The sequence below is a fragment of the Aminipila terrae genome (assembly GCF_010120715.1).
GTDB classification, from domain to species: Bacteria; Bacillota; Clostridia; order Peptostreptococcales; family Anaerovoracaceae; genus Aminipila; species Aminipila terrae.
Genome location: NZ_CP047591.1, coordinates 440,329 through 458,349, shown reverse-complemented (window position 1 = coordinate 458,349; position 18,021 = coordinate 440,329). Strand labels below are relative to the sequence as shown.

Sequence of the window (18,021 nt, the reverse complement as noted above, 5' to 3'; positions counted from 1 at the left end):
TATAAATTAATATAATGGGAGGATAGAATATGTTGTTTAAAACTACAGAAGAACACGAAGCCTTACGTGCAAAAATCAGGGAATTTGCTGAAACTGAACTGAAACCACAGACTTTTCTACTGGATAAGGAAAATCAGTTTCCAACGGAGATTGTTAAACAGCTTGGTAAAATGGGTATCCTTGGTATTCCATATCCAAAAGAATACGGTGGCATGGGGCTGGATGTACTTAGCTATGCTATAGCAGTAGAAGAACTTTCACGGGTTGATGGCGGAACTGGCGTAATCCTTTCAGCTCATGTTTCTTTGGGCTCATGGCCTATTTTTGCATATGGTACTGAAGAACAGAAAAAGAAATACCTAATTCCACTGGCTAGTGGAGAAAAATTAGGAGCATTTGGACTTACGGAGCCAAATGCAGGAAGTGATGCAGGGGGAACAGAAACAACTGCTGTTCTGGATGGAGATTATTACATACTAAACGGTGGAAAAATTTTTATTACCAATGCAGATAAAGCCGATACTTATGTGGTTTTCGCAGTAACAACTCCTGATATAGGCACTAGAGGAATAAGTGCTTTTATCGTGGAGAAAGGTTGGGAAGGCTTTACCTTTGGTGATCACTACGACAAGATGGGTATACGTTCATCTTCTACAGCGGAATTAATATTTAATGATGTTAAAATTCCGAAAGAAAATCTTCTTGGGGAAGAAGGACAGGGATTCAAAATTGCTATGTCCACTCTTGATGGCGGACGTATCGGAATTGCTTCCCAGGCTTTAGGAATTGCCCAGGGAGCATTTGAAAGTGCTTTGGAATATTCTAAAGAACGTGTTCAATTTGGAAAGCCAATATGCCAGCAGCAGACAATATCTTTTAAATTAGCAGATATGGCAACGAAACTTCGTACTTCAAGATTTTTAATCTATAGTGCAGCAGAGCTTAAGGAAAACCATGAACCATATGGAATGGAATCAGCCATGGCAAAACAGTATACTTCGGACAGATGTCTTGAAATTGTAAATGATGCACTGCAGATATTTGGTGGTAATGGATATCTGAAGGGGATGGAAGTGGAACGGGCATATCGTGATGCAAAGATTTGTACGATTTATGAAGGCACTAATGAAATTCAACGACTAGTTATTGCTTCACATATTATAGGAAAAATGCCAAAAGAAGATGTGCCTGCAGGAGCAAAAAGAGGACCTCTTACTGGTATTCGTAAAAAAGTCATTTTAAAAGAAGGAACAGCAGAGGAGAAAGTTACAGCATTAGTAGAAGCGTTGAAGGCTGATGGATATGATTTTACTGTAGGTATTGATATAGATACTCCAATAACAAAAGCCGAAAGAGTAGTCAGTGCGGGAAAAGGTATAGGAGATAAGGAAAATATGGAACTTATTAAGGCACTGGCACTACAGGCAGGAGCAGCTGTAGGATCTTCACGTCCTGTAGCCGAAACTCTGAAATATGTCCCTTTAAATCGTTATGTAGGTATGTCCGGACAAAAATTCAATGGTAATCTTTACATTGCCTGTGGAATTTCTGGTGCAGGACAGCATTTAAAGGGAATTAAAGATGCAACTACTATTGTTGCTATTAACAATAACCAGAATGCACCTATCTTTAAAAACTGTGATTATGGAATAGTGGGTGACGTGTTGGAAATACTGCCGCTTTTAACCAATGCATTAGATAACGGTGAACCTAAAAAACCTGCACCTCCTATGAAGAAAATGAAAAGAGCCATCCCTAAAAAGACAACTCCTTCCTGGAAAACTTATGTGTGCAATGGTTGTGGATATGAATATGACCCGGCTGTTGGGGATTTGGAAAATGATGTACGCCCAGGTACCACTTTTGATGCACTTCCAGAAGGATGGACATGTCCTGAGTGTGGAGAGGAAAAAGAAAGTTTTATAGAAGTTTAATAGACCATTTGGTTGGAAATATTCTTTTTATGAGGAGGATAAAAAATGTATTGTGTAAGAAAAGTAACAGATAATCTTTATTGGGTTGGAGCAAATGAACGCAGGCTTGAGTTATTTGAAAATATTCACCCGATTCCTAGAGGGGTGTCTTATAATTCCTATTTACTTCTTGACAAACAGACTGTTCTGTTTGACACGGTGGATTGGGCAGTTTGCCGACAGTTCCTGGAAAACATAGAACATGTTCTTAATGGAAGAGACTTAGATTATTTAGTAATTAACCATTTGGAACCTGATCACGGTGCTTCCATAGAAGAAATATTACTTCGCTATCCAAAAGTTAAAATTATAAGTAATGAAAAGGCATTTATGCTTATGAGGCAGTTTGGATTCCACATTGACGGAAAAATCGAAGAAGTTAAAGAAGGAGATACAAAAAATTTTGGAAAGCATACAGTGACATTTGTATCAGCACCAATGGTTCACTGGCCGGAAGCTATGGTCACTTTTGATACTACAAACGGAGTTCTATTTGCAGCAGATGCCTTCGGATCCTTTGGATCTTTAGATGGAAAGCTATTTAATGATGAAGTGGATTTTGATCGTGACTGGATTGATGATGCAAGAAGATACTTCACTAATATAGTAGGAAAATATGGACCTCACGTTCAAGCTTTATTAAAGAAAGCAGCGGGAATTGATATTAAAATCATATGTCCACTCCATGGACCTGTTTGGCGAAGTGATTTAGGATATTTCATTGATAAATATGATAAGTGGAGCAGATATGAGCCAGAAGAAAAAGGGGTAATGGTAGTATATGCTTCCATGTACGGTAATACGGAAAGTGCTGTAAACGCACTGGCAACTAAATTGGTGGAAAAGGGTATAACTAATGTTTGTATGTATGATGTTTCTAAAACTCATGTTTCTTATTTGATTTCAGAGACTTTCCGCTTAAGTCATGTGGTTTTGGCTTCAGTGACATACAATTTAGGGATATATCCGCCAATGCATAACTACCTTATGGATATGAAGGCTTTAAATCTTCAGAATCGCACATTTGCTATAGTTGAGAATGGGTCCTGGGCATGCAAATCTGGAACTTTAATGCAGGAATTTCTGGAGAATGAAATGAAGAAAATAAATGTATTAAATGACAGGCTCACTTTAAATTCAGCAATGTCTGAAGATAAACTTCCTGACTTAGATACCCTTGTGGACAGCATCATAGAATCTATGAAATAAAATTTAGGCTGTTTATTATTGGATATTGTTTGATTTTTATTTTAGTATGTGATAAAATCGCCATAGAATTTATAATGAGAGGAGTTGAAAAGATGCGTAATTTTTCTTGCTAATTATTTAAAGCATAATAAAATACTAAATATGACCCCATGTCATACCGCCTGTTTTGTTGTGCTTATGCAAGAAAGTTATTCATATTTTCCGCTCAATAAATAATATATCTTTAGCTTTCCTATTTTTCTGAAAATAGGTGTGCTTTACTGTATTTTGAGCTGCAGGAAATGAACTTTCTTGCAGCTTTCATAATTTAAATACAGGAGGGCATATCTATGTCTCAAATAAACATTTCTAAATTAACTTTTGCTTATGATGGCAGCTACGACAATATTATCGAAAATGCCAGTTTTCAAATTGACACGGATTGGAAACTGGGCTTCATTGGGAGAAACGGTAAAGGAAAGACAACCTTTCTCAAGCTGCTTCTTGGGCAATATGATTATGGTGGGAAGATTTCTGCTAATGTAGAATTTGAATATTTTCCTTATGAAGTAAAAGACAATACAATGGATACTTTAGAAATTATTGATAATATCTGTACCGATTATGTTCACTGGGAACTGATACGAGAATTATCCTTACTTGAAGTTTCTGATGATGTTTTATATCGTCCATTTTGTACGCTGAGTAATGGTGAACAGACGAAAATCCTGATTGCAGCCTTATTTTTAAAAACAAACAGCTTTTTATTGATTGATGAACCAACGAACCACCTTGATATAAGAGCCAGAAAAGTTGTGAGCAATTATCTGAACTCTAAGAAGGGTTTATATTAGTTTCCCATGACAGAGCATTTCTGGATTATTGTATTGATCATATTCTTTCATTTAATAAAACAAATATTGAAGTTCAAAGAGGTAATTATTCTTCATGGTGGGCGAACAAGGAAATGCAGGATAATTTTGAACAGATGAAAAATGAAAAGCTAAAAAAGGATATTAAACATCTGGGGACTGCGGCAAAAAGGACTGCTACCTGGTCAGATAAAGTGGAAAAGACCAAGTTTGGCACAAAAAATTCAGGTATAAAGCCAGACAAAGGATATATTGGGCATAAATCCGAAAAGATGATGAAACGTTCCAAATCCATTGAAGCAAGAAGAGAAGCTGCTGTAGAAGAAAAATCAAAACTTCTTAGTAATATGGAAAATCCAGATAACTTAAAAATACATCAGTTGCCTTTTCATTCCAGAAGGTTAATAGAGTTTGATAAAGTTTCTATATGTTACGATGAAAAGGTTGCTTGTCAGCAAGTGAGTTTTACTATAGACCAAGGCGACAGAATTGCCTTATGTGGTAAAAATGGCTCTGGAAAATCAAGCATCTTAAAATTGATATGTGGAGAAAATCTACAATATAAAGGTGAATTCAGAAAAGAAAGCCAGCTTATACTCTCGTATGTTCCCCAGGATGCATCTTCTCTCCATGGAAATTTATCAGATTATGGGGAAGAGCATAAGCTGGATGAAAGTCTTTTTAAGGCAATACTCCGAAAACTGGACTTTTCCAGAATACAGTTTGAAAAGGATATGGCAGATTTCAGTGGGGGACAAAAGAAAAAAGTTTTAATTGCAAAAAGCCTTTGTGAAAAAGCCCATTTATACATCTGGGATGAACCGCTTAATTATATTGATGTTATTTCACGCATGCAGATTGAAAACTTATTACTTGAATATACACCAACTATTATTTTTGTTGAACACGACAGCACTTTCTGTGAAAAGATTGCTACAAGAAAAATAACTTTATAATTAAAATTAATTAATCACTAGTTATGTTATTTGCCAGAGAGAATAAAATGTAATAGAGGGTTAACATTTTTATGGTTTTATGAATATTTTAAAGGTAAGGGTGGTTAATGAGTAAATATACTTTAAGGGGGCGAAAGGCGTTGACCATTAATTGGAAGTTACGTTTGAAAAATAAGACTACACTAGTATCTTTAATCGCGTGCATTGTAGCATTCATCTATCAGATATTAGCAATACTAGGAATTGCTCCGTCTGTTACTGAAGAAGCTGTGATGCAGATTATCAGCCTGCTTATAAATATACTTGTCACTCTTGGTGTTGTTGTAGACCCGACTACTAGTGGTATAAAAGATAGTGTAAGAGCTATGACTTATAAAGAACCCAATTAATTAAAATAAAAAGAACGTAATCAATTGATTACGTTCTTTAATTTTGGTGACTCCATCGGGAATCGAACCCGAGTTACCGCCGTGAGAGGGCGGTGTCTTGACCGCTTGACCATGGAGCCATTCTTAATCACGATGTCTATTATAACATATATTTCTAAAATGTACATACCTATATTAGATATTTATGTAAAATAAAATAAAAGAAAAAAGGTAAAAAAGTGTTGACAGCCAGATGATATTTTGGTATTCTAAATAAGCTGTCCCGTGAGGCAGGGGTTACATCCTTGAAAAAGAATGTACCACATATTGTAGTTTTGCTTACGAGCAGACAACAATATCAACAATATTTTGTTTTGATAGTAAAACTCGAATTAATGAATAAACTTGAAAAAAACGAAAAAAGATGTTGACAAACTTGCGGAATAGTATTATGATATAAAAGTTCCTTACGGAACGGCGCTGACAGTGAAAACTGCAGAAGCGCAAGAACCTTGAAAACTTCATAGTGTAAAAGAATTAGTCAAGAGGACATTAAGTTGTTCTCGATACTAAGTACAAACAATCATAACGATTGGTAAGATAACCAAACTTGTTTTGGAAGTCAACGTACAATTTCTTAAAAAACAACAATAATTCTAGGATTTATGTTTTGCATAAAGAATAGAGAAGCGAAACGCGAAGCGTTTCAGCCGAGCAGAAGCTCAAACTTGATTTGATTCAGAGAAATCTGATTTAAATACCATTTAATAAAGAGTTTGATCCTGGCTCAGGATGAACGCTGGCGGCGTGCCTAACACATGCAAGTCGAGCGAGAAATTTATGAACGAAACTTCGGTCTAGGGATTAAATGGAAAGCGGCGGACGGGTGAGTAACGCGTAGGCAACCTGCCCCTTACAGAGGGATAGCCTCGGGAAACCGGGATTAAAACCTCATAACACATCATAAACACATGTTTGAGATGTCAAAGATTTATCGGTAAGGGATGGGCCTGCGTCTGATTAGCTAGTTGGTAGGGTAACGGCCTACCAAGGCAACGATCAGTAGCCGACCTGAGAGGGTAATCGGCCACATTGGAACTGAGACACGGTCCAAACTCCTACGGGAGGCAGCAGTGGGGAATATTGCACAATGGGCGAAAGCCTGATGCAGCAACGCCGCGTGAGCGAAGAAGGCCTTTGGGTCGTAAAGCTCTGTCGGAAGGGAAGAAACAAATGACGGTACCTTCTGAGGAAGCCCCGGCTAACTACGTGCCAGCAGCCGCGGTAATACGTAGGGGGCAAGCGTTATCCGGAATTATTGGGCGTAAAGAGTGCGTAGGTGGTCTTGTAAGCGTGGGGTGAAAGGCAGTGGCTTAACCATTGTAAGCCCTGCGAACTGTGAGACTTGAGTGCAGGAGAGGAAAGCGGAATTCCTAGTGTAGCGGTGAAATGCGTAGATATTAGGAGGAACACCAGTGGCGAAGGCGGCTTTCTGGACTGTAACTGACACTGAGGCACGAAAGCGTGGGGAGCAAACAGGATTAGATACCCTGGTAGTCCACGCCGTAAACGATGAGCACTAGGTGTCGGGGCCGCAAGGCTTCGGTGCCGCAGTTAACGCATTAAGTGCTCCGCCTGGGGAGTACGCACGCAAGTGTGAAACTCAAAGGAATTGACGGGGACCCGCACAAGCAGCGGAGCATGTGGTTTAATTCGAAGCAACGCGAAGAACCTTACCAGGACTTGACATCCCTCTGACAGGACTTTAACAGGTCCCTCCTTCGGGCAGAGGAGACAGGTGGTGCATGGTTGTCGTCAGCTCGTGTCGTGAGATGTTGGGTTAAGTCCCGCAACGAGCGCAACCCTTGTCAATAGTTGCCAGCAGTAAGATGGGCACTCTATTGAGACTGCCGTGGATAACACGGAGGAAGGTGGGGATGACGTCAAATCATCATGCCCCTTATGTTCTGGGCTACACACGTGCTACAATGGCTGGTACAGAGAGACGCAAGACCGTGAGGTGGAGCAAATCTCCAAAACCAGTCCCAGTTCGGATTGTAGGCTGCAACTCGCCTACATGAAGTTGGAGTTGCTAGTAATCGCAGATCAGAATGCTGCGGTGAATGCGTTCCCGGGTCTTGTACACACCGCCCGTCACACCATGGAAGTTGGGGGTGCCCAAAGTTGGCCAGCAAATAGGCTGCCTAAGGCAAAACCAATGACTGGGGTGAAGTCGTAACAAGGTAGCCGTATCGGAAGGTGCGGCTGGATCACCTCCTTTCTAAGGAGACTATAACTTTTGCACTATGAGTTTATATGGGCTTGTAGCTCAGGTGGTTAGAGCGCACGCCTGATAAGCGTGAGGTCGGAGGTTCGAGTCCTCCCAAGCCCACCAGAACTTTTAAAAGGGTTCTAAATGTACTTTGAAAACTGGATAATATGCAAAATATCAGAAAGTGTTAAAAACACAAATATGACAACGAAATCGAGGTTATCGAAAGATAACAAACAGTTATAGAACTAAGACAAAAGTCTTTTCGGACAGAGATGTCTAAAAGAATGATGTCGGGTGTAAAATAACTACGATTTCAACCGAGAAACCAGAGAATTACGAGTTAATTAACAAGTAAGTCTAAAAAATATAAGTCTTATCTAACGCTAGATAAGCAAAACGCTTATGGTCAAGCGAATAAGAGCATAAGGTGAATGCCTTGGCACTAGGAGCCGAAGAAGGACGTGGCAAGCTGCGATAAGCTGCGGTTAGGAGCAAACATCCGACAACCCGCAGATGTCCGAATGGGGAAACCCACTTATGGTAATGCGTAAGTATCCTGTGATGAATAAAATAGTCACAGAGAAGGTAACCCGGGGAACTGAAACATCTAAGTACCCGGAGGAAGAGAAAGAAACATCGATTTCCTAAGTAGCGGCGAGCGAACGGGAAAGAGGCCAAACCATAGTTTACTATGGGGTTGAGGACACTCATCACGTATGGCGTGTATAGTCGAAGCTGTTTGGAAAGGCAGACCGAAGAAGGTAAAAGTCCTGTAGACGAAATGCACAAAATGCAGAGTGGATCCAGAGTACCACCGGACACGTGAAACCCGGTGGGAAGCCGGGGGCCCACCCCCAAGCCTAAATACTACCTAGTGACCGATAGAGAATAGTACCGTGAGGGAAAGGTGAAAAGAACCCCGGGAGGGGAGTGAAAAAGAACCTGAAACCTTATGCTTACAAGCAAAGGGAGCGCAAGTGACCTTGTACTTTTTGTAGAACGGGCCAACGAGTTATGGTATGTAGCAAGGTTAAGGTGCTGGAGCACTGGAGCCGAAGCGAAAGCGAGTCTGAACAGGGCGTCAAGTTATATGCTGTAGACCCGAAACCGGGTGACCTATCCATGTGCAGGTTGAAGCGAGAGTAAAATCTCGTGGAGGACCGAACTCATGTCTGTTGAAAAAGGCTGGGATGACGTGTGGATAGCGGTGAAATTCCAATCGAACCCGGATATAGCTGGTTCTCCTCGAAATAGCTTTAGGGCTAGCCTCAAGATTGAGATACTCGGAGGTAGAGCACTGAATGTTCTAGGGGCCTTCACCGGTTACCGAAAACTATCAAACTCCGAATGCCGAAGTATTATACTTGGGAGTCAGACTATGTGAGATAAGTTTCATAGTCGAAAGGGAAACAGCCCAGACCAACAGCTAAGGTCCCAAAATGTAAGTTAAGTGGAAAAGGATGTGGAGCTGCATAAACAGCTAGGATGTTGGCTTAGAAGCAGCCACTCATTTAAAGAGTGCGTAATAGCTCACTAGTCGAGTGGCTCTGCGCCGAAGATAAACGGGGCTAAAACTTACTACCGAAGCTTTGGAATTACAGTAATGTAATTGGTAGAGGAGCATCGTATACGGGCAGAAGCTGAGATGAAAGTCTTGGTGGACTGTATACGAGAGAGAATGTTGGCATGAGTAGCGTAAGGCAGGTGAGAATCCTGTCCACCGAAAATCTAAGGTTTCCTGAGGAAGGTTCGTCCACTCAGGGTTAGTCGGGGCCTAAGCCGAGAGCGAGAGCTGTAGGCGATGGACAACTGGTTGAGATTCCAGTACCACCGAAATTCGTTTGAGCGAAGTGGGGACACAGAAGGATAAGCTGAGCGCACCGTTGGTTGAGTGCGTCTAAGCGTCAAGGGAGAACAGGCAGGCAAATCCGCCGGTTCAATTCTGAGGCGTGATGGGGAGGGAAATTAGAGTACCGAAGCAGCTGATTTCACACTGTCAAGAAAAGCCGCTAGTGAGAATGTAGGTGCCCGTACCGTAAACCGACACAGGTAGATGAGGAGAGAATCCTAAGGTGAGCGAGAGAACTATTGTTAAGGAACTCGGCAAAATAACCCCGTAACTTCGGGAGAAGGGGTGCCTGCGAAAGCAGGCCGCAGTGAAAAGGCCCAGGCGACTGTTTACCAAAAACACAGGTCTCTGCTAAAGCGAAAGCTGAAGTATAGGGGCTGACGCCTGCCCGGTGCTGGAAGGTTAAGGGGAAGTGTTAGGGCAACCGAAGCACAGAACTTAAGCCCCAGTAAACGGCGGCCGTAACTATAACGGTCCTAAGGTAGCGAAATTCCTTGTCGGGTAAGTTCCGACCCGCACGAAAGGCGTAACGATCTGGGCACTGTCTCAACAATAGACTCGGTGAAATTGTAGTACCGGTAAAGATGCCGGTTACCCGCAGCAGGACGGAAAGACCCCATGGAGCTTTACTGCAGCTTGATATTGGATTTCGGCGTTGCATGTACAGGATAGGTGGGAGGCTACGAACCCAGTACGCCAGTATTGGGGGAGCCACCGTTGGGATACCACTCTTGTAACGTTGAAGTTCTAACCATGTACCGTGAACCGGTACTGGGACAGTGTCAGGCGGGCAGTTTGACTGGGGCGGTCGCCTCCTAAAGAGTAACGGAGGCGCCCAAAGGTTCCCTCAGCGCGGTCGGAAATCGCGCGAAGAGTGTAAAGGCAGAAGGGAGCTTGACTGCGAGACAAACAGGTCGAGCAGGGACGAAAGTCGGGCTTAGTGATCCGGTGGTTCCGAGTGGAAGGGCCATCGCTCAACGGATAAAAGCTACCCTGGGGATAACAGGCTGATACCGCCCAAGAGTCCACATCGACGGCGGTGTTTGGCACCTCGATGTCGGCTCGTCTCATCCTGGGGCTGAAGTAGGTCCCAAGGGTTGGGCTGTTCGCCCATTAAAGAGGTACGCGAGCTGGGTTCAGAACGTCGTGAGACAGTTCGGTCCCTATCCGCTGTGGGCGTTGGAAATTTGAGTGGAGCTGTCCTTAGTACGAGAGGACCGGGATGGACATACCTCTGGTGCACCAGTTGTTCTGCCAAGAGCATAGCTGGGTAGCCACGTATGGACGGGATAAGCGCTGAAAGCATCTAAGTGCGAAGCCCCCCACAAGAATAGATTTCCTCCAGAAATGGTAAGACCCGTGAGAGACTATCACGTTGATAGGTCGGAGGTGTAAGTGCAGTAATGTATTGAGCTGACCGATACTAATAGGTCGAACGCTTGACCAAAATGGTTTCAAGAAGGAATAAAACTGATAGAAAAGTATGTTATCCAGTTTTGAGAGTACACTCTCAAAAAAAGAATAGACAAAATCCGGTGACAATAGCGAGGAGGCTCCACCTGTTCCCATCTCGAACACAGTAGTTAAGCTCCTTAGCGCCGATGATACTTGGCGGGCAGCTGCCTGGGAAAGTAGGACGTCGCCGGTTTAAAATGGCTCCATGGTCAAGCGGTCAAGACACCGCCCTTTCACGGCGGTAACCCGGGTTCGATTCCCGGTGGAGTCACCAAAATATGCGCGATTGGCGGAATTGGCAGACGCACTAGACTTAGGATCTAGCGGGCGACCGTGGGGGTTCAAGTCCCTCATCGCGCACCACAGAAAATGTACATTGAAAGATGTACATTTTTTTTATGTATTAAAATGGGACTTGAACCCGAAAGGGCAGGAGCGTAAATGAGAAAGTACAGTGTACTTTTGAATAGCGACTGGTTCGAGCTGGAATGGAATAAAAGCGAAGAACGGCAGGCGAGCGAAGCGAGACTGTGTGAGTCCCTCATCGCGCACCATAGAAAACTTACACAGTATTGTGTAAGTTTTTTTTATGTCTTTAAAATTATATATACTTGAATGGATAGATGCGTAAAATAAAAATAATTTCGTCATTGCAAATAAATATGTATAAAGCGATAATTAAGGAAATTCAAGGCTTTAAAGGATTTTTTTGTTTATAAGGAGCATAAATTCAATATATGGAAAAAAATGGACTATTGACTAACTAAAATTAGTATGTATAATTAAGAATAATTTAATATGTATTTTCGGCATAGTCGTTGAAAAGCGATGACGCAAAGCTATAGGGGCTAAGGTGAGAATAATCACTATGCCAGCCAGTTGCAAACATTTGAAATAAGATTATATACCTGATATAGGTTTATTTGATGTGAGTTACTGCAATGCCCCTTAATGAATTTACTTAAGGTGGCATTTTTTTATAGCAGTATTTAATTATACTTAATTGTTGATATGAAAAATTTAATATTATATTTGTTTTTAAAGGCATAGTCGTTGAAAGGCGATGACGCAAAGCTATAGGGGCTAAGGTGAGGGAATCACTATGCCAGCCAGTTGCAAACACTTTAAAAAACTATTATGTTCATAGGGACTCTTGTGTCTATATGGTAGTTTTGCTTGCACGCGCCTTTTAATTAACAAAAAAAGAGGAAGCGTGCTTTTTTTTATTATATTTTTCTTGGTGACATGTTTGGAGGCTGATGATGAATATTTATTTGACTTTGATTTTTGGTATTTTAGGCATTAGTTTTGGAATGGTAATTCCACATATATCTAATGGCTTTGTAACTTATAAAAAATTACGAAATAACAGTGAAATTGTAGTTAAGAATTGTGATATAAGGACTGTCGGTCTAGTGGTGGTTTTAAATGGAGTTTTATGGAGTTATGCAGGAAGCAAAACAGAAAATATATTTATAACACTTTTAGTATCGCTGCTTTTTACAGTTGCCATACTTATTTCTTTAATTGATTTGAAAATACGGCTGATTCCTAATGAATTAGTTCTTTTTATCCTTTTTTTAGGGGCAGTATTTCAAATCCTGTATTTTGGATGGATGGCTTTATTATACGCGCTTATTTGTATGGTTGCAGTTGGATTTATGTTTATTATGGCAGGAAAACTTGTTGGCTTAGAACAAGTGGGAGCAGGTGATGTGAAGCTGGCTGCAGCAATGGGATTGATACTTGGATATCCAGATATAAAGATTGGTTTGATTGGAATGAGCGGGGCATTAATTGCCTTCTGTCTTGGAGGAATGACTATTAAAAAGCTAACTATGTACAGTTTTTTTCCGCTTGCTCCATTTATTATGTTTGGGACAATCTGTTCCCTTATTTACATTATAGGTTGGTAAGTTAGCGTAATATTTTAAAATATATACGCTTGTCTTATAAATAATGAATATATCCTGGCTGATAACTGGATTGAAAAGGAAAGGAGGAATAGTTCCAGTTATCCACTTTAAATGAAGAATCCCAATATAACGTTTTTTATTGTAAAGGAGGAAAGAATATGAAAAATTTACTTAGATGGTTAAAGAGCGAAGAGAGTGGACAGGGAATGGTAGAATATGGGTTGATTATTGCAGCTATTGCAGTGGTTGCCATCGTTACTTTGACCCCATTAGGAGGAAAAGTTGCTGCAATGTTTACTAATATTGGCGCCAGCCTTTAATAATCAGGACTTATTGAATAAATCAACACTTGTCCCCTACAATTTTTATAAATTGTAATATAATGGCAGGAATTACCCATATGCACGGGTCCTGCCATTTAAACATTTTAAATGGAATCAGAATTAAAGGATAAACAGAGAGGTGGTGAAAGGGGTTGCGCATTAAAAAGGAAAAGGGGCAGGCCATGGTGGAATTTGCACTGGTTTTACCTCTACTATTATTACTTCTCTGTGGTATTTGTGAATTTGGGTATCTCTTTTCACATCAGATTCTTGCAAATAATACCTGCCGCGAAGCAGCCAGATACGCTGCCGTTCATTATAAGGATGACGGAGCATCTGCTGTTGAAGAGCAAGTCAAAACTATAATACAAAAAAATTCAAGCAATTTTAATGAACAGATTACAATTCCAAAAGAAGAAGAAATAAAAGTGGTACTTACCATAAGAGTACAATTACTTACGCCTTTTTTTAAATTCTTAGATGATGGGGGCGGTTATATTAATCTTACTTCGCAATGTACCATGAGAATAGAATGAACAAACTGTATAGAGGGGTGAAATATTGAAGAAGACAAAATTACTGGCATTAATAACAGCAATATTAACTGGAGTTCTGGTTTTTATTTTTTTTAATACCCTTAGCAATCATAACGAAACAGATCGGGCAGGCATTGTTGTAGCCATACAGGATATTCCTGCTGATACACCAATTACTGACTCTATGGTAAAAGTTTCTCAATTACCCAGGGAAGCAATCTTGTCCGACGCAATTTCTGATACATCATTGGTGATTGGTAAAGTTGCCAATTCTGAAATTATGACTGGTGAACAAATTTTGGCCTCCAAGATTGTGACAGCTGGTGACACAGCTGGAGCAAGCTTAAGTTATATTTTAAAGCCTGGAATGCGTGCTATGACCATTGCAGTGGACGGGGTCTCCGGGGTGGGATATATGATTGAACCAGGTAATCATGTAGATATTCTTGCTCAGTATAATCAGCAGGAAACCGCATTTACTAAGCTTATTGCCCAGAATGTGAAAGTACTGGCAGTAGATTCTGCTTTATCCAACAAAGATAAAGCCAGTGAAAAAAATGCAGCCTATTCAACCATTACACTTCAGGTCTCTCCAGAACAGGTGTTGGATCTGGGCTATTATGAATTTACAGGTCATCTATGTGTTGTAGTAAGGTCCCCATTAGATGGGAAACTGATAAATTTGCCAATAAAACAGTAGTAATTTCCATATAAGGTAAAGGAGAATAAGTAGTGAAGATTAATGTTATGGTTATCAGCAAGCTGGAAAAAAAGCTGGCTGAGATAAAGAGTATGATAGATGATGAGGAAATTGTAATTCTTGGAGAATCATCAGGAGGGACTCCGGCATTGAATAAAATTGAAAATGTATCTCCTGATATGGTTATTATGTTTCTTAGTGCTGGAGATACGGACGTATTAAGCCTGACAGAGCGTATAATTTTTCATAGACCAAGGACCCATGTTATTTTGCTGGTGGAACACATGGATTTAGAAATCTTACAGAAAGCAATTAGAGCAGGTGCTCATAATGTCACAGATTTTCCAGCCTCTTCTAAAGAATTTGCAGAATATATTAAATCAGTTTACCATAATGAATCCATACGTATCAATTCTCTTAATGAAAAAGAAAATATCGCATGGATGTCAAGAGTGGTGACTGTATTTGGAGCCAAAGGAGGCCTTGGGAAAACTACAATTGCTACGAATCTTGCAGTAAAACTGGCAGAAAAACGTAAAAAAGTTGCCCTGGTTGATCTTGATTTACAGTTTGGAGATATTCATATATTTCTTGATATAGAACCTGCAGATACAATAGCAGAATTTGTACAACAAGTATTTACCCCAAACATTGATGCGGTCAGGAGTTATATGACAGTACATTCCAGTGGTGTTCATGTTTTGTGTGCACCAAAAAGCCCGGAATATGCTGAACTGGTTTCTGCAGAAAAGGTACAGAGTCTGTTAAGTGTGCTACGCAATTATTATGATTATGTGATTATTGATACACCACCGTCTTTTACTGATGTGACAATTACAGCCATTGAATCCTCATCCACTATTCTTTTTGTTACAGGATTGGATATATCCATTCTGAAAAACTCAAAACTCAGCCTTTCCCTTATGGATTCTCTTCAGCAGAAGGATAAAGTAAGGCTGATTGTTAATCGGGCTGTCGACATAAGCTCCATTACTGTGGCAGATGTTCAGAGCATAATAGGTTGCCCTATATGGGCTAAAATCCCAAGCGATTACATGGTTGCGGTTACAGCATTAAATCGTGGAGTTCCTTTTGTTATAAGCTCACCTGGTAGTATGCTCAGTCAATCAATTTCTATTGTGGCAGATGCATTATTATCTGGTTCAGATAATTTTGATATTGAAACCATTTCAAATAAAAAGATAAAAGCTATAGGGGATGGAGAAAAGCATTTTAAGTTGTTCAAAAGAAAAAATAAAATGGTTTAGAAAGAAGGAATCCTATGAGTTTGCTGGAAAAACTGGAAAAACAGAAAATGAAGCAGCATACGGAGGCTGTTACAGAAAAGGTGAACAGTTTAAACAAAGGAAATGTAACATTTGTAGATGATTATTCTGACTTAAAAGAAAAAGTGCATACGGAAATTATTGAATTAATCAATAATGAAGCCGCAAGGGGTAATGATATTACAGAAAATCAGGAGGAATATCTATTAAAGTCAATAGAAGGATTAATTGATGTAAGTGTATCTGGAATATCCCGGTCAGACCGCTTGCGAATTCAAAAGGAGATTTATAATAACGTTGTGGGGTTAGGCCCTTTAGAGCCCCTTCTGGAAGATGAAGAAATCAGTGAAATAATGGTCAATGGGCCGTATAACGTGTACATAGAGCGTAGAGGAAAGCTGGAATTAAGTACTACTGTTTTTAAAGATAATCAACATTTACTAAATGTTATCAACCGTATTGTTTCTTCTGTAGGAAGACGGATTGATGAAACAAGCCCTATGGTTGATGCAAGGCTTGCAGACGGATCAAGAGTAAATGCTGTTATTCCTCCCATTGTACTGAATGGTCCAAGTTTAACCATACGAAAGTTTTCCAAAAATCCTTTAAGTGTGAGTGATTTAATAAAAAAATCATCTGTATCTCCTATGATGATGTCCTTTTTAGAAGCATGTGTGAAAGGTAAATTAAATGTTATTGTTTCTGGTGGTACAGGCAGTGGAAAAACAACTTTACTCAATGTTTTATCTGGATATATTCCGGATACAGAAAGAATTGTTACCATAGAAGATGCTGCAGAGCTTCAGCTAAGACAGAATCATGTAGTCACCATGGAAAGCCGTCCTGCAAATCTGGAGGGTGCAGGTCAGATTACTATCAGAGAATTGGTAAGAAATTCGTTGCGTATGAGGCCTGACCGTATTATAGTCGGCGAAGTACGTTCCGGTGAGACTCTGGATATGCTGCAGGCTATGAACACAGGGCATGATGGATCTCTGACCACAGCACATGCCAACTCTCCCAGGGATCTTATGTCAAGGCTTGAAACCATGGTACTTATGTCTGGGATGGAGCTACCAGTTAAAGCAATCAGGGAACAGATCGCTTCAGCTCTTGATGTAATAGTTCAACAGGCGAGAATGAAAGATGGTTCCCGTAAGGTGATAAATATCACTCAGGTAGTGGGAATGGAAGGAGATACGATTACTCTTCAGGATTTATTTGTATTCAGACAGCAGGGATTGGATTCAGAAGGAAAAATCACAGGTAATTTTGTTTCAATGGGAATACGTCCCACTTTCTTAGAGAAATTGGTATCAAATGGAGTGCTTGTGAGAGACGACTGGTTTAAGAAATGAGGTGAAATTATGCTAACTTACTTTATTGCTTTTTTTGCAGCTATTCTCACTTATTTTATTATTCTTTTAATAAAAAAAAATTCTGGAAGAGAATTTATTGAAAATCGATTAAATAAATATCTGAATAAGGATGCCATTTCCCGTATACAAGATCAGTTTTATAAAGAAAAAATTGAAAAGTACAAGAAGAAAAAAGATAGAAACTTTAAAATTGCCAGTAAAGAATTTAGTGATTATTTGGCTATGTCGGGAATTAAACTAAGGGCGTCAGAGTTTATTTACATCTGGATTATTATGACCTACCTGCCCATTTTAATTATTTCACTTTCTGGCCTGAGCATAGTTACCGCCGCCGGCTTTGCAATTGTGGGTTTTATCATTCCTCCATTGTTCATACACAAATCCAGGAGAAAGCGTCAAACAGAATTTAATAAGCAGCTGGGAGAGTCACTGGTAGTTATGAGCAATTGTATAAAATCAGGTTTCACATTTCAGCAATCCATGGAAAGTATCGCAAATGATATGCAGCCTCCCATATCTGTTGAATTCACAAAGACTCTGCGAGAAATGCGCTTTGGTGTAAATAAAAATGATGCATTGCACCATATGGTGAATCGTGTACAAAATAATGATCTGGGTTTACTGGTGTCTGCAGTAATAACCTCAGAGCAGGTGGGAGGAAACTTATCTGAAATTCTGGACACAATTTCAGATACCATTAAGGACAGAATACGCATTAAACAGGAAGTGCGTGTATTGACTGCACAGGGGAGGATGTCAGGAATAGTAATTGGATTGCTACCAATTTTTATTATAATTCTTCTTATGATTTTAAATCCCCAATACTTTCTGTCATTCTTTGAAACGTCTATTGGGAAAATCATGATAGGTGTTTCTATATTAATGGAACTGATTGGTTTTGTCATTATTAATAAAATTGTAGACATTGAGTATTGAGGAAGATGA

The 18,021-nt window shown here is 40.1% G+C and carries 10 protein-coding genes, 4 tRNA genes, 3 rRNA genes, 1 pseudogene and 2 riboswitches; of the genes and pseudogenes, 17 read left to right on the top strand and 1 reads right to left on the bottom strand.

Annotated features, from left to right (window positions below; genetic code table 11):
- The first annotated feature begins 29 nt into the window (after positions 1–29).
- From Ami3637_RS19220 to Ami3637_RS02135, 4 genes and pseudogenes are all read left to right on the top strand, one after another.
- Positions 30–1,934, top strand: coding sequence for an acyl-CoA dehydrogenase family protein (locus Ami3637_RS19220; protein ID WP_162361125.1), 1,905 nt, complete (start codon positions 30–32; stop codon positions 1,932–1,934).
- Between the two features lie 45 nt (positions 1,935–1,979).
- Positions 1,980–3,182, top strand: a complete 1,203-nt coding sequence (locus tag Ami3637_RS02145) for an FprA family A-type flavoprotein (RefSeq protein WP_162361124.1) — start codon at positions 1,980–1,982, stop codon at positions 3,180–3,182.
- Between the two features lie 329 nt (positions 3,183–3,511).
- A pseudogene (gene abc-f, locus Ami3637_RS18890) lies at positions 3,512–4,989 on the top strand (ribosomal protection-like ABC-F family protein).
- Between the two features lie 107 nt (positions 4,990–5,096).
- Complete coding sequence (locus tag Ami3637_RS02135; protein WP_162361123.1) at positions 5,097–5,378, top strand: phage holin; 282 nt, start codon at positions 5,097–5,099, stop codon at positions 5,376–5,378.
- Between the two features lie 44 nt (positions 5,379–5,422).
- Here the strand turns inward: Ami3637_RS02135 and Ami3637_RS02130 are convergent.
- A tRNA-Glu gene (locus Ami3637_RS02130) sits at positions 5,423–5,497 on the bottom strand.
- A 624-nt stretch (positions 5,498–6,121) separates the two neighbouring features.
- Between Ami3637_RS02130 and Ami3637_RS02125 the strand changes: the two genes are divergently transcribed.
- The 13 genes from Ami3637_RS02125 to Ami3637_RS02060 all read left to right on the top strand — a co-directional run bounded on the left by Ami3637_RS02125 (position 6,122) and on the right by Ami3637_RS02060 (position 18,012).
- A 16S ribosomal RNA gene (locus Ami3637_RS02125) occupies positions 6,122–7,638 on the top strand.
- A gap of 37 nt (positions 7,639–7,675) precedes the next feature.
- A tRNA-Ile gene (locus tag Ami3637_RS02120) sits at positions 7,676–7,752 on the top strand.
- Between the two features lie 284 nt (positions 7,753–8,036).
- Positions 8,037–10,928: ribosomal RNA gene (locus Ami3637_RS02110) — 23S ribosomal RNA — on the top strand.
- 84 nt (positions 10,929–11,012) lie between these two features.
- Positions 11,013–11,129, top strand: a 5S ribosomal RNA gene (gene rrf, locus Ami3637_RS02105).
- Together the 16S, 23S and 5S rRNA genes with 3 tRNA genes alongside form the textbook arrangement of a ribosomal RNA operon.
- A gap of 6 nt (positions 11,130–11,135) precedes the next feature.
- Positions 11,136–11,210: transfer RNA gene (locus Ami3637_RS02100), tRNA-Glu, on the top strand.
- 6 nt (positions 11,211–11,216) lie between these two features.
- Positions 11,217–11,299: transfer RNA gene (locus Ami3637_RS02095), tRNA-Leu, on the top strand.
- 435 nt (positions 11,300–11,734) lie between these two features.
- A riboswitch (cyclic di-GMP riboswitch) is annotated at positions 11,735–11,823 on the top strand.
- Between the two features lie 146 nt (positions 11,824–11,969).
- Positions 11,970–12,057: riboswitch (cyclic di-GMP riboswitch) on the top strand.
- A gap of 141 nt (positions 12,058–12,198) precedes the next feature.
- On the top strand, positions 12,199–12,852 hold the full coding sequence (locus Ami3637_RS02090) for a prepilin peptidase (protein ID WP_162361122.1): 654 nt from the start codon (positions 12,199–12,201) through the stop codon (positions 12,850–12,852).
- Between the two features lie 158 nt (positions 12,853–13,010).
- Positions 13,011–13,172: a Flp family type IVb pilin gene (locus Ami3637_RS02085; RefSeq protein ID WP_162361121.1), complete on the top strand. Its 162-nt coding sequence runs from the start codon at positions 13,011–13,013 to the stop codon at positions 13,170–13,172.
- Between the two features lie 155 nt (positions 13,173–13,327).
- Positions 13,328–13,711 carry a TadE family protein gene (locus Ami3637_RS02080; RefSeq protein WP_202931077.1) on the top strand — a complete coding sequence of 128 codons (384 nt, stop codon included), beginning with the start codon at positions 13,328–13,330 and terminating at the stop codon, positions 13,709–13,711.
- 25 nt (positions 13,712–13,736) lie between these two features.
- Complete coding sequence (cpaB, locus tag Ami3637_RS02075; protein WP_162361120.1) at positions 13,737–14,411, top strand: Flp pilus assembly protein CpaB; 675 nt, start codon at positions 13,737–13,739, stop codon at positions 14,409–14,411.
- Positions 14,412–14,443: 32 nt separating this feature from the next.
- Positions 14,444–15,679: an AAA family ATPase gene (locus Ami3637_RS02070; RefSeq protein ID WP_162361119.1), complete on the top strand. Its 1,236-nt coding sequence runs from the start codon at positions 14,444–14,446 to the stop codon at positions 15,677–15,679.
- A 14-nt stretch (positions 15,680–15,693) separates the two neighbouring features.
- Complete coding sequence (locus tag Ami3637_RS02065; protein ID WP_162361118.1) at positions 15,694–17,055, top strand: CpaF family protein; 1,362 nt, start codon at positions 15,694–15,696, stop codon at positions 17,053–17,055.
- A gap of 9 nt (positions 17,056–17,064) precedes the next feature.
- Positions 17,065–18,012: a type II secretion system F family protein gene (locus Ami3637_RS02060; protein ID WP_162361117.1), complete on the top strand. Its 948-nt coding sequence runs from the start codon at positions 17,065–17,067 to the stop codon at positions 18,010–18,012.
- Positions 18,013–18,021 lie beyond the last annotated feature (9 nt).